Origin of the sequence: Marinobacter changyiensis, from assembly GCF_009193265.1 — a bacterium.
Taxonomy (GTDB): domain Bacteria; phylum Pseudomonadota; class Gammaproteobacteria; order Pseudomonadales; family Oleiphilaceae; genus Marinobacter; species Marinobacter changyiensis.
Genome location: NZ_VZZZ01000001.1, coordinates 272,647 through 285,832 on the forward strand (window position 1 = coordinate 272,647; position 13,186 = coordinate 285,832).

A 13,186-nucleotide genomic window follows, 5' to 3' on the forward strand; every position below is an offset into this window, starting at 1 on the left:
TCAGTCTCGCAGCACACCACGGAGATACGCTAGAGCCGCCAGAGCGGCCTGTCCTGCCATTTCATCGGTAATGGTGGCGTAGGTATAGTACGAGTGCTTCATGCAGGCGAAGGCTATCTCCACGGCAATCGTCATGACATCCGGGCTCTCCGGCACTCTGAGCTCCGGGTTGTTATGCATTAGCAAAAGCCTTAATTGCCGCCCGATATCCTGAATGGTGATTTCCTGCGACAGGTAGGCGTTCCGGCTCATCGGCCCGCCCAGTATCAGCACACTGGCAACCGGGTGCTGGTTATAGTAATCCGCTGTCGAACGGGTGGTGAGGCGGGCAATATCCTCAAGGCTGCCACCCTGAAGCTGATCTCGCAAACCCGCTACCAGATCGCTCACGCGCCTTAAATGAATATCCGAAATGGCCAGCAACAGTGCGTATTTATTGGGGAAGAACTGATAAATGGACGCCCGTGGTACGCCGGAGACCCTCGCAACCTCGGGTATCGACAAACCCTCGGGGCCAACTTCGGCTACCAGCTTTTCAGCCACCTTCAGAACCCGGTCAACCCGGTCACGGCTGCGTTCCTGTAGCGGCTTTTTACTACTGGTGGTAATTAGTCTATCGGGCAGTTCCATCGCGGCGGCCTCAGCTTTATCCTCAGAGTGTTGACACTATAACGGACAAAAGTTAACTTTTAAACGGACCCAACAAATGTTGGCTTTTTGTAATGTTGAGCCAAACAATAATAATAGTCAGGAGAGCCCTTGTGAGTAAACCTTGCCATATCTGTGTCATCGGGGCCGGCCCCAGTGGCCTGACGGCCGCCAAGAACTGCCTTGAAGCCGGCCTGCCGGTCACCGTGTTCGAGCAAAATGACCAGGTAGGAGGCAACTGGGTTTATAACGCCAAAACCGGCCACTCCAGCGTCTATGAAAACACCCACATCATCAGTTCGCGAAACTGGTCCGAGTATGAAGATTTCCCGATGCCGGACGACTACCCCGATTACCCGAACCACCGCCAGTTGCAAGCCTATTTCGAAAGTTACGCCAAACATTTCGGGGTGATGAAACAGATCCGCTTCGAAACCACGGTGGAGCACATCAGCCGGAACAACGAGGGCCAGTGGGATGTTCGCTATACCGCTGCGGATGGCGAGACCCATACAGAAACCTACAGCCACCTGATGGTCGCCAACGGCCACCACTGGAACCCGAAGACTCCGGAGTATCCCGGCCACTTCGATGGCACCTTCATGCACTCCCACGATTTCAAGGGCGTGGACGACAGTTGGCGAGGCAAGAAAGTGCTGGTGATCGGCGCCGGAAACTCCGCCTGTGATGTGGCGGTAGAATCCTCGCGCCTTGCTTCCCACGTGGGTCTCAGCATGCGCAGCCCGCAATGGTTCCTGCCCAAGTTCATGTTCGGGTTACCATCGGATGTTCTGGGTGCACGCACGCCCTGGTTACCCGGACGAGCAAGGCAGCTGATTTTTACCGTATTGCTGAAGTTACTCCAGGGTGATTACGCTGAAAAGTACGGGCTACCAAAACCGGAAAAGCCGGTGTTGAGCCACCACCCTTCAGTCAACTCGGATCTGCTCGATTTCATTCGGCACGGTCGTATCAAACCCCGACCGGCAATCAACGCCCTGAAAGGTGATTCGGTGGAATTTGCTGATGGCCGCACCGAAGCTTATGACATCATTGTTGCCTGTACCGGGTTCCGCATTACCTTCCCGTTCTTCGATCGCGATTTTATCGATTTCGAGCAAGCCCGCCACGTGCCGCTATACCGCAAAATGATGCATGAGAAGTATGAGAATCTGTACTTCATCGGTCTGTTCCAGCCTTTGGGATGCATCTGGCCGATGGCCGATTACCAGGCCAAACTGGCCTGCGCCGAAATCAGCGGTCGGTACCAGCGACCCCTGGATATCAAAGCCGCTATTGATCACGAGCTGGCTCATCCTCACCTGAAATTTGAGGGTGGCGGTCGCCATTCCACTGAGGTGGACTATCATAAGTTCCGGGAAGACCTGAAAACCGAACTGGGTAAGGCGGGTATCGACATCGGCAAACCACCGGCCGGTATCCACGGCCGTTACAAACACTTCCGGCAGGCTGGCCAGACAGCACCGGAGCACACGAGTTCTGTCTGATGGTGGATAAAATAACAACAAAACCGCCCGTGGTTTTCATTCATGGTTTATGGAGCCAGCCCGGGGTGTGGGCAAACTGGGAGTCGGTTCTGCGCGACGCCGGCTATCCCTGCTTTGCCATTCGCCTGCCCGGCCACCGGGCCGACGCCGACCGGGCAGCGTTGAAACGACTCGGCAAAACCCGCCTGCACGATTACATAGAAACTGCCCGTGCAGTGGTCGATTCGCTGCCCGAGCCTCCCATCGTGATCGGCCATTCCCTGGGCGGGTTGATTACCCAGATACTGGCCGCCAATGTGCCTCTCGCCGCCGCTGTGCTGGTCAATACCGCAGCACCCGGAGCAGTGTTCCCGCTGAGGCCAAAATCCTTGCCGGGACTGGTTCGCCATTTTATCAAACCCGGCCTGTGGGCCAGAGCCTTCGAGCTGTCTCCGGCGGAAGCGTCCTATCTGTTGTTCAACGCCGTTCCCGAAGCTGAGCGCGAGCCGCTGATTGCCGGACTGGTGCCTGAATCCGGCCATGTCGCCTATGAAATCGCGTTCGGCCGTCTGAATATAAATCGCACCAATGAAGTGGATAAAACCACCATCGAATGCCCGATGCTGGCCATTGCCGGCCAGAAGGACCGAATCGTTCCCATCACTGTCAGCCGCAAAACGTCGGAATGGTATGGCGACGCCCTGACTTACTGGGAATACCCCGACCATGCACACTGGCTGCTCAGCGAACCCGGCTGGGAAGGTATTGTTGACCGCACTCTGAAATGGCTGGATCAGGCCTTGGCAGTGCGTTAACTTTAGGCTCAATGCCGTTCCGGGCTAACGCTCATTCCGGGGTCAGAAGACTGGCTTCAAGGCACGCCGGGGCTGTAAAAGCAGCAACCCCCACTATAAACACTCAGAGAGGCCCTCCATGCCATCAGCAACCTCATCACAACTGAACATTCCCTCCAAAAAAGACAGCGTCAGCGCCGAAGAATGGCAACTGCGGGTAGACCTTGCCGCAGCCTATCGTTTGATTGCCCTCTACGGCTGGGATGATCTGATCTTCACCCATATTTCCGCCCGCATTCCCGGCGATGAACACCACTTCCTGATCAACCCCTACGGCCTGATGTTTGAGGAGATTACCGCCTCCAGTCTGGTCCGGGTGGATCAGGAAGCCAACAAGATCAACCCGGACGATTTCGACATCAACCCGGCCGGGTTTACCATCCACAGCGCCATTCACGCCGTCCGTGACGACGCAGAGTGCGTGATGCATACCCACACCGCCGCCGGCGTGGCAGTCTCAGCTCAGAAAGAAGGGTTGCTGCCTTTATCCCAGCAAAGCCTGTTCCCCCTGGCCAGCCTCGCCTATCACGATTACGAAGGCGTGGCACTGCGGGAGGATGAAAAAGCCCGGCTCCAGAAAGACCTGGGCACCGCTAACTCGATGATTCTGCGAAACCACGGCCTGCTGACGGTGGGCAAATCCATCGCCAATGCGTTTCTGGGCATGTACATCCTGCAGCGGGCTTGCGAGGTGCAAATCGGCGCCCTGTCCGGTAACCGGGAACTGACCCCGATACCCGGCGGCATTGTGGACACCATCAAACAGCAAGCGTCCCAGGTGACCAAAGGCCAGGGGGGCAACCTGGCCTGGCCCGGCCTGCTGCGCAAACTGGACCGTACCAACCCCGGGTTCCGTGACTGAGAAAGGTGAACTGAACATGACTGATACCACAAAAACCCACGCCACCTTTACCCACATGCAAGAGGGCACATCGGAGGACTGGCAGGTAATTGCCAGTCATTTCGGGCAGTTTGCCAAGGGCTTGCCAGACCGCATCATGACGCACCTGAAGCTACTTGAGGGCGACTTCGGCGGCTTTCCGGTAGACCGCCTCACCCACTGTCTGCAAACTGCCACCCGGGCCCATCGCGACGGCAAGGATGAAGAATACGTGGTGTGCGCCCTGCTGCACGATATTGGCGACACCCTGGGCAGCTACAATCATGCCGATGTGGCGGCAGTCCTGCTGGAGCCGTTTGTCAATGAAGAGAATCACTGGATGGTCAAGCACCACGCCATCTTCCAGGGTTATTATTTTTTCCATTATCTGGGTATGGACCGGGATATGCGGGACCAGTACCGTGACCATCCCCATTACGACCGCACCCTTGAGTTTGTCAGCAAATACGATTCACCGGCCTTCGACCCGAACGCGGAAACCCTGCCTTTGAGTTACTTCGACCCCATGATCAGGCGCGTGCTTGCACACCCGAGAAAATCGCTCTACAAGAAAACCACCGAGGCGATGTAGTCCGCTCTGACGGTGGCGCTAAATAGTCTGACTCGGCACTCGTTTCCGAAGCGTTTTGTTGCGTATACTTGCAAAATGCCATGACACAACAACAAATCCGGAGGCGGACTGCCGATCGGGTGCAAGAGGACGCTCAATGAAACGCATGGGAACGCTGGATGCATCTTGGCTGGCAGTGGAGTCTGAAGATACCCCAATGCATGTGGGTAACCTTCAGATTTTTTCCCTTCCGGACAACGCCCCGGAAACGTTTCTGAGGGATCTGCTGGACAGGATGAAAGCCGATTTCGAGTTAGCGCCGCCCTGGTGTTACCGCCTGGTCTACACAAGTTTTCTGGGCCGGCTGATATCCCCCGCCTGGAAGACCGACAAGAACATCGACCTTGACTACCACGTGCGTCACTCGGCGTTACCAAGGCCTGGCAGTGAACGGGAACTTGGTATTCTGGTCTCCCGATTGCACTCCAATCCGCTGGATTTCGCCCGCCCGCTGTGGGAATGCCACATTATTGAAGGGTTGGAGCAAAACCGGTTTGCGCTTTACACCAAAATGCATCACTCCATGATTGATGGCATCAGCGGCGTGCGTTTACTGCAGCGGGTTCTGTCCAATGACCCGACCGAGACCAACATGCTGCCGCCCTGGTCCGTCAGGCCGCAACAAACCCGTGCCCGGCGCACCGACCGTGAGGCCAGCGTACCGGGGGCATTTTCCCAGGCACTGGAAGCATTGCGCATCCAGGCCGATATGGCCCCTCGTCTGGTGGGCGCCATGAACCGGCTGGTGCAATCAGCCCGCCATCCGAACGATGATCTGACGGCACCGTTTACAGGCCCGAAATCGATCCTGAACAAGCGGGTTACCGGCCAGCGCCGGTTCGCCACCCAGCACTATCAGCTCGACCGGCTCAAGGCGCTGACCAAGACCACCTACGCCTCCCTGAACGACATTGTGCTTTATCTTTGTGGCACCGCCCTGAGGCGATTTCTGATTGAACAGAAAAGCCTGCCGGATACCTCCCTGACCGCAGGTATTCCGGTTAACATCCGACCGGCGGATGATGAAGGTACCGGCACCGCCATCAGCTTCATGATCGCAACACTGGCCACCAACGAAGCCGACCCGATCACCCGGTTGAATACGATCAAGACCTCGACCCGCCGAGCCAAGGAGCACCTGCAGAAATTGCCCCGCAGCGCACTGAACCAGTACACCATGCTGCTGATGTCGCCCTACATACTGCAGCTGATGTCAGGTCTGGGAGGGCGCATGAGGCCGGTATTCAACGTCACCATTTCCAACGTGCCGGGGCCGGAGAAGCCACTTTATTATGAGGGGGCAAAACTTGAAGCCATGTACCCGGTGTCGCTGATTGCCCACGGGGGGGCGCTCAATATTACCTGCCTGAGCTACGCCGGCTCCCTGAATTTTGGTTTCACCGGCTGCCGGGACACCCTGCCCAGCATGCAACGGTTGGCAGTGTATACCGGTGAGGCACTGGACGAACTGGAGACGCTGATGGCAGCGAAGCCTTCAAAGCCAGCGGTTCGCCGCAAGACCGCCAGGAAAACATAATCGCCAGCCGTGCCGTGAGTGGATTCGGGACGCGGCATTATGACTCCGTGACGCTTTTCCAGTGGGCAGCTCCCACAAAGATCAGCTGAAGAAAGCGGGTGGTACGGGTTTTAACCTGATTGATCTGGTACTCATCATCCGGGGAGATTCCCAACAGGTCGGTCAGGCTGAAAGCCACACTGCGGACGACCAGGTCACAAGTCATGTCCAGATCGCGGTCATTCAGGTGATCGACCAGCCGCATTCGGCGCAGGTCGTTGGCGAGCTCGCTGGCAAAAAAACGCATTTCACTGCGAATACCTTCCTGAACCGCCCGACTCTCACCCGCCAGCCCCTGCGCCATGAAGAAGAAACAACTGCGATTGGCCTCCACATGGCTGATAAAGATTGCGACCGATTCCGCCATCAACTTGTCAGCGTGCAACACATTGGCCCGGGCTTCCCGCATCATCTTCCTCAAAACCAGCCCCAGCTCATCCACCAACTGAAGCCCGAGATCGTCCATATTCCGGAAATGGCGATAGAACGACGTCGGCACTATGCCCGCCTCACGGGTCACTTCACGAATCCCGAGGCTGGCGAAATGGCGACCTTTGCCCACCAGCGACAGGGCAGCCGCCATCAGCTTGTCACGAGTCTCGCCGGGCTTACGCCGTTGCTTGTCTGCCATTACGGTATGTTTCCTTGATAGCCTGCCATCAGTATTCCGATAACAAGTGTACACATTTTGTCGAGCTGCCGGAAACTCACGCTGTCATTTCAGGTAACAATGCAGGTATTTGTACCTGCCTGATCTTTTAAAACTCGCAATTAAAACCGTAAATTTAATATTGTTCATATAGTTGAACCCTAATCACCCCTGCCGTTGATTTTTGTTGACAGGCTCTCCGCACACTGTGTACAGTCGTGCACATGATGTGCACAACTGTACACATGGAGAGGAAAACCATGCTGTCATTACTAGCAACAAAACCATCGCTGCACTGGCTCGGCAAGCAGCTTTTTAACCGGGAAGACCCGGCTGCTTTTTTTGACCCGTTGCTGGAACGGATCAACCCTATGTGGGTACGCCAATACGTGCCGGCCAGAGTGCAGGCTGTGGTGGATGAAACCGCTGACACCAAAACCTTTATTCTTAAGCCCGCAGCTCGCTGGGGCGGTTTTGTCGCCGGCCAGCACGTCACCATAGACGTCGACATTGACGGCGTGCGGCGCACTCGCACCTTCAGTCTTTCAGGCGCTCCGGCCCAATGGAAGAACGAAGGTACCGTTTCCCTGACGATCAAACGCCTGACCGGCGGCCTGGCCACCAACTGGCTGCATGACAACCTAGCGTCCGGGGATGTTATCGGTATGGGAGAGGCATTCGGTGATTTTCGACTGCCTGAAGCCGACGAGCCTGTTCTCTATGTTGCCGGTGGCAGCGGCGTTACACCGATTCTGAGCCAACTTGAAGCCATGGCTCAAAGGGGCTATCAGGCGCCCGTCACCCTGCTCTATTTCGTCCGTACCCAGGCTGACATTATTGGCGCCGAAAAACTGCATGCACTGCGCCTGAACTGGCCGGCCCTGACGCTGCGCATCATCGCCACAAACGAAGGCGAGTCACCGGAATACCTGAAAGACACGCATTTCGATGACGTGCCCGGTGTGAACGCTCGTCGGTGCTATCTGTGTGGACCCAAAGGCCTTATGGATCTGGCCGGTGAGCTACTGGCCAAGCGCGGTATTGAAGAAGATCGCATTCATAGCACCTTTTTCTCGGTTCCCACGGCCACCCTGGACGGTGACAGCCTGGGGGGCGAAATTCACTTCAGCCGCAGCGATATCAAGGTGACATCAGAAGGCGACGCGGTATTGCTTGAAACCGCCGAAGCTGCGCAGCTTTCCCCCCAGCACGGCTGCCGCATGGGCCTGTGCCACCAGTGCAGTTGCAGGAAAACCAGCGGCACCGTGGTCAACCGCCTTACCGGGAGGGCCTCCGGCCCCGGGGAAGAAACCATCCAGCTGTGTATCTCTGTACCCCGGGGCCCGGTCTCTGTCGATCTCTGACAGCCTTTTAACTCCGCCCCCATACACGATTTCTTACTGCCGGTTGCTATTGGCAGTACTGAGGAGAACAGATATGAAACAACTGACACCCGAACAACTGGACAATCTTGAGCAGGACCTGAACGCCATTCGCGACGAGGTTCTTGCCGATGTCGGTGATCGTGACGCCCGTTACATCCGCCGGATTATCCGGCTGCACCGCGGTCTGGAAGTGGGTGGCCGGGCGCTGATGCCGTTGGGTTTCATCCCCCCGGTGTTTGCAGCGGCAGTGGCCTCTTTAGGCTTGTCGAAGATCATCGAGAATATGGAGATCGGCCACAATGTCATGCACGGCCAGTACGACTGGATGAACGATCCGGCCCTGCATTCCCAGACATACGAATGGGACAACACGTGTACGGGAGACTCCTGGCGCCGCACCCACAATTACGAACACCACACTTTCACTAACATCATCGGCAAGGACCGCGATTATGGCTACGCTTTGCTGCGTCTCAGTGATGACGAGAAATGGAAACCGGCCCACTCCCTGCAGTTCATCAACTACGTTCTGCTCAGCGTTTTCTTCCAGTGGGGCGTGGGCTTGCATGAGCTAGAGTTCGACCGTCTCCGCCGGGGTGAAATCAAGATATCCGACAAGAAGCAGTTCCTGAAAGAATTCTTCCGCAAGGGCGGCAGACAGGCATTCAAGGATTACGTTTTCTTCCCGATAGTAACCTTACCGGTTGCCCCGGTGGTTCTGGCCGGTAATGTGGGTGCCAACCTGATTCGAAACCTGTGGGCCTCGTCGGTCATTTTCTGTGGTCACTTCACCCAGGATGCAGAAACCTTCACCGAAGAAGAGTGCGACAACGGCAGCAAGGGCCAGTGGTATCTGCGGCAGCTCACCGGCTCCAGTAACTTCACCGGCAGCAAGTTGATGCACATGCTGAGTGGCCACCTGAGCCATCAGATTGAGCACCACGTGTTTCCTGACATCCCGGCCCATCGCTACCGCGAAATCTCGCCGAAGGTACAGGCCGTGTGTAAGAAGTACGGCATTCACTACAATACCGGCAGCTTCGCCCGCCAGTACGGCACCGTGGTCAAGCGGATTGTGCAGTATTCCCTGCCCGACCGTCTGCGCCTGAAGCTTGCGCCACAAACCCAGGCCGCCTGAAGAACCGCGTCGTCAATCAAGCCCACCCGCTGAACCGGGCGGGCTTTTTCAGTTTGGGGGACCCGATGACCAACGTCAGGCGATGTGCAGCAATCGTTGCAGCTGATGCTGATTACGGCTGGGCAGAAGATCTTCGAGGGTGTATTTGTCAAGCGTGGCCAGAAATGCATTGAGCGCTTCATTAAGGATGCTCTTCAACCCGCATACCGGCGTTATAACGCAGGTATTGCCGGAAGAGAAGCACTCTACCAAAGCCATATCCTGCTCGGTTTCCCTGAACAACACCCCCAGATTGATATCACTGCAGGGGCGATGCAGCCTCAGGCCGCCATTCTTGCCCCGGACAGTCTCAATATAACCCTTGCGATTGAGTTGATGTACGACCTTCATCAGATGATTCTTGGATATGTCATAACTGGTGGCGATCTCCTGAATCGTCGCCAGGCGATCAGTCTGAACTGCCAGATACATCAATACTCGCAAGGAGTAATCAGTGTAGCGGGTAATATGCATTCGAATACTCCGGCACATCAACAAAGTTGACAGGATACCGTCACAGGGACGGGCGCGTCATAAGAAAAGCAGCGAGGAGGATAAAAAATACCGCGAGTAACCCCAATAGCCAGATACTCGCCCCTGCCCACCAAAGCGTTAGCCAGCTGGACCCAAGCAACAGACAGGCCAGCCATTTTGCTGCGACGGGCACAGCACCGTGCTGTTGCCAGCCATTAATCATGGGCCCGAAATGCCGGTGGTTATCCAGCCAGTTCGCCACTCGGGGCGAACCTCGTCCCGCTGACCACGCCGCCATCAGCAAAAAGGGCGTAGTGGGTATCAGAGGCAGTACCGCGCCAATCAGCGCCAACCCCACACTGACATAAGCAAGACACTGGTAACCCGCCCTGGCTCGCAACTCATCTTTCCTGGCGGGTGCCATGACAGTCACCCTCAGTGAACCGGTAAACCCAGAGCTCGCTGGGACACCAGGCGGGCCACATATGAGATTTTGATTCCCGTGGCAAACAGCAGGGTCCCGATATGGGCGAAAATCTGGCCGGGCATGGACAGCAACTCTGCAAACGGATACGCCAGCAGAATGGACGCTGCCAAGGCAATGGCGCACGCCAACAGAGACCCATTCGATATCGACAGCAGCTTGTTCATACCTCACCCCTTAAACATATATTTTTAATATATCATTAATCTAAACCAATTTGACCACCTTCGCAAGTCGTTGACCACTACCACTCTGAAATCTTCAAGACTATAATTTATATAGTTTTATTCCTTCTATAAGCACGAAATATGCAAATTTCACGAAGATTCTTACACTTTAAGATGTATTTTATTTACCTTTTAATTTTATAGATGTATTTTGTATGTGTATTTTAAGTCGCGAAGGGTTCACTTCCGCAACCTTTCGTCCGGATAAACCTGTGGAGTTAAACACCATGAAAGCGCTTTACCACTCCCCTGGGCAAACCGCCCACGCCATGCCTGGAGCTGTAATGCTCCACCAGCGCCTGAAAACTGACCTGACAGAGGCTTTTCACCCGCAACAACTGATACCGTCCGAGCGCATCGCTGCTGGCCCGGGAGGCTCAAATCATGGGTGAATATCGTCGACTCTGGTTTATCCTGATTGCCGTGGTAGGGATCACCTTTACCCTGCTTGGGTATTTTGGTGCCGAGGTTTATCGCGCTGCGCCACCCATTCCTGATGTTGTGGTCAGTGAAAATGGTGACCCGTTGATGACCGAGGAAACCATCCTCAACGGCCAGACGGCCTGGCAGTCCATCGGGGGCATGCAGCTGGGCTCGATCTGGGGTCATGGTGCCTACCAGGCACCGGACTGGACCGCGGACTGGTTACACCGGGAACTGCTGGCGTGGCTTGACATCGCCGCCCAGGAAACCTTTGGCATGTCGTATCCTGAGCTCGATGGCGCTGAACAGAATGCCCTGCAGTATGAGCTGAAATCGGAATACCGTAACAACCGGTATGACATCGGGACAGCCACACTGGTCCTGTCTGAACGCCGTACCCGCGCCATTGCCGAGACCGCCGACTATTACCATCGCCTGTTCGGGGACGACCAGAGCCTGCGCGGCACTCGCCAGAGCTACGCCATGAAGGAAGGCACCCTGCCCAGCGCGGATCGACGTACAGAAATGACCCAGTTCTTCTTCTGGACAGCCTGGGCCGCAGCCACGGAGCGTCCTGAAGGTGGTGCCACCTACACCAATAACTGGCCCCATGAACCGCTGATAGACAACGTCCCTACCGCCGAGAACATCATCTGGTCACTGGTCAGTATAATTCTGCTGATCGCTGGTGTGGGTGGCCTGATCTGGGCCTGGGCTTTCCTGCGTCGTCATGACGAATCCGAGGTGGCGGCACCACTGAAAGACCCCCTCACTGCCTTTGACATCACGCCCTCCCAAAAGGCCCTGGGCAAGTATCTTCTGCTCGTGGTCGGGCTTTTTGTACTGCAGGTGTTCCTGGGGGGCTTTACTGCCCACTACACGGTTGAAGGTCAGGGTTTCTATGGTATTGAAACCTCCAAGTGGCTGCCCTACTCCCTGATCCGGACCTGGCACCTTCAGGCCGCCATGTTCTGGATTGCCACCGGGTTCCTGGCCGCCGGGCTTTTTCTGGCGCCTATTATCAATGGTGGCAAAGACCCGAAATTCCAGAAGCTGGGGGTCGACATCCTGTTCTGGGCGCTGGTAGCAGTAGTCGCTGGCTCCTTTGCCGGTAATTTCTTCGCTATCAACCAGATCATGCCGCCCAACCTGAGTTTCTGGTTCGGACATCAAGGCTACGAGTATGTTGACCTTGGCCGCTTCTGGCAGCTTGGCAAGTTCCTCGGCATTGTGTTCTGGCTGGCGCTGATGCTTCGCGGCATTGTGCCGGCACTACGTCAACCGGGCGACAAAAACCTGCTGGCACTGCTGACCGCTTCGGTGGTGGCCATTGGCCTGTTTTACGGCGCCGGATTATTCTATGGCGAACGCACCCATCTGTCAGTGATGGAGTACTGGCGCTGGTGGGTTGTTCACCTTTGGGTCGAGGGCTTCTTCGAGGTCTTCGCCACCGCGGCTCTGGCTCTGATCTTCTGCAGCATGGGGTTAGTATCCCGAACCACTGCTACCGCAGCCAGCCTGGCGTCAGCCTCGCTGTTCATGCTTGGCGGTATTCCCGGCACCTTCCATCACATGTACTTCTCCGGCACGACCACGCCGGTGATGGCAGTTGGCGCCACCTTCAGCGCGCTGGAAGTAGTGCCCTTAGTGGTGCTGGGCTATGAAGCCTGGGAAAACTGGCGGCTGAAGTCCCGCGCGCCGTGGATGAAGAATATACGCTGGCCCCTGATGTTCTTTGTGGCCGTTGCGTTCTGGAACATGCTGGGCGCCGGAGTTTTCGGTTTCATGATCAACCCGCCGATTGCGCTCTATTATATTCAGGGCCTGAACACCACGCCCACCCATGCTCACGCAGCACTGTTCGGGGTATACGGTTTTCTGGCGCTGGGTTTTGTGCTGCTGATTCTGCGCTACATCAAACCGCGCATCTTGTTTGATGACCGCCTGATGAAAGTAGGCTTCTGGTGGTTGAACGTGGGCCTTGCCCTGATGCTGTTCACCAGCCTTTTGCCTATCGGGCTGCTCCAGTTTGCAGCCAGCGCGAGCGAAGGGCTCTGGTATGCCCGAAGTGAGGGCTTCATGCAGTCCGACCTGCTGCAGACCTTGCGCTGGGTCCGCACCTTCGGAGACGTGGTGTTTATCATCGGTGCTCTGGCGGTGGCCTGGCAGGTAGTAAAGGGGATCTTCTTCCCGGATCTGGAACCAACCACTCTTGAAACTGATGAGCAAGGGGCTGCCCGCGAGATGGGCGCCTGATATATCGAAGTCCGGACCAGGGAAGGTCCGTCCCA

13 protein-coding genes are annotated in these 13,186 nt (G+C 56.3%); 8 read left to right on the top strand and 5 right to left on the bottom strand.

Annotated elements, in window-relative coordinates:
• Nucleotides 1-630 (bottom strand): TetR/AcrR family transcriptional regulator, encoded by a 630-nt coding sequence (locus tag F6Y09_RS01415; RefSeq protein WP_152205143.1) that lies wholly within the window; start codon nt 628-630, stop codon nt 1-3.
• Nucleotides 631-761: 131 nt separating this feature from the next.
• On the opposite strand from F6Y09_RS01415, the gene F6Y09_RS01420 reads away from it, so the two are divergent.
• The 5 genes from F6Y09_RS01420 (at nt 762) to F6Y09_RS01440 (ending at nt 6,037) form a co-directional block, all read left to right on the top strand.
• Nucleotides 762-2,156, top strand: coding sequence for a flavin-containing monooxygenase (locus F6Y09_RS01420; protein WP_218944081.1), 1,395 nt, complete (start codon nt 762-764; stop codon nt 2,154-2,156).
• Nucleotides 2,156-2,950, top strand: a complete 795-nt coding sequence (locus F6Y09_RS01425) for an alpha/beta hydrolase (protein ID WP_152205145.1) — start codon at nt 2,156-2,158, stop codon at nt 2,948-2,950. Before F6Y09_RS01420 ends, F6Y09_RS01425 begins: the two co-directional genes overlap by 1 nt.
• 118 nt (nt 2,951-3,068) lie before the next feature.
• Nucleotides 3,069-3,851 carry a class II aldolase/adducin family protein gene (locus tag F6Y09_RS01430; protein WP_152205146.1) on the top strand — a complete coding sequence of 261 codons (783 nt, stop codon included), beginning with the start codon at nt 3,069-3,071 and terminating at the stop codon, nt 3,849-3,851.
• Between the two features lie 16 nt (nt 3,852-3,867).
• Entirely contained in the window at nt 3,868-4,461 is a 594-nt protein-coding gene (locus F6Y09_RS01435; RefSeq protein WP_152205147.1) for an HD domain-containing protein, read from the top strand.
• 136 nt (nt 4,462-4,597) lie between these two features.
• Complete coding sequence (locus F6Y09_RS01440) at nt 4,598-6,037, top strand: WS/DGAT/MGAT family O-acyltransferase (protein WP_152205148.1); 1,440 nt, start codon at nt 4,598-4,600, stop codon at nt 6,035-6,037.
• Between the two features lie 37 nt (nt 6,038-6,074).
• On the opposite strand, the gene F6Y09_RS01445 is transcribed toward F6Y09_RS01440, so the two are convergent.
• Nucleotides 6,075-6,707 carry a TetR family transcriptional regulator gene (locus F6Y09_RS01445; protein ID WP_152205149.1) on the bottom strand — a complete coding sequence of 211 codons (633 nt, stop codon included), beginning with the start codon at nt 6,705-6,707 and terminating at the stop codon, nt 6,075-6,077.
• A 278-nt stretch (nt 6,708-6,985) separates the two neighbouring features.
• Here F6Y09_RS01445 and F6Y09_RS01450 point away from each other — a divergent pair, with 278 nt between their 5' ends.
• Both F6Y09_RS01450 and F6Y09_RS01455 read left to right on the top strand, forming a co-directional pair.
• On the top strand, nt 6,986-8,089 hold the full coding sequence (locus F6Y09_RS01450; RefSeq protein ID WP_152205150.1) for a ferredoxin reductase: 1,104 nt from the start codon (nt 6,986-6,988) through the stop codon (nt 8,087-8,089).
• Between the two features lie 73 nt (nt 8,090-8,162).
• Nucleotides 8,163-9,248: a fatty acid desaturase family protein gene (locus F6Y09_RS01455; protein WP_152205151.1), complete on the top strand. Its 1,086-nt coding sequence runs from the start codon at nt 8,163-8,165 to the stop codon at nt 9,246-9,248.
• A 75-nt stretch (nt 9,249-9,323) separates the two neighbouring features.
• Here F6Y09_RS01455 and F6Y09_RS01460 read toward each other — a convergent pair whose 3' ends face one another.
• From F6Y09_RS01460 to F6Y09_RS01470, 3 genes are read right to left on the bottom strand one after another with little or no spacing between them, the layout of a single operon-like run.
• A complete protein-coding gene (locus F6Y09_RS01460) occupies nt 9,324-9,761 on the bottom strand; it encodes an RrF2 family transcriptional regulator (protein ID WP_152205152.1) in 438 nt (145 codons plus the stop codon).
• Between the two features lie 40 nt (nt 9,762-9,801).
• Entirely contained in the window at nt 9,802-10,185 is a 384-nt protein-coding gene (locus F6Y09_RS01465; RefSeq protein WP_152205153.1) for a YbaN family protein, read from the bottom strand.
• Nucleotides 10,186-10,196: 11 nt separating this feature from the next.
• Nucleotides 10,197-10,412: a hypothetical protein gene (locus F6Y09_RS01470; RefSeq protein ID WP_152205154.1), complete on the bottom strand. Its 216-nt coding sequence runs from the start codon at nt 10,410-10,412 to the stop codon at nt 10,197-10,199.
• A gap of 444 nt (nt 10,413-10,856) precedes the next feature.
• Between F6Y09_RS01470 and F6Y09_RS01475 the strand changes: the two genes are divergently transcribed.
• Complete coding sequence (locus F6Y09_RS01475) at nt 10,857-13,151, top strand: nitric-oxide reductase large subunit (protein WP_152205155.1); 2,295 nt, start codon at nt 10,857-10,859, stop codon at nt 13,149-13,151.
• Nucleotides 13,152-13,186: the final 35 nt, after the last annotated feature.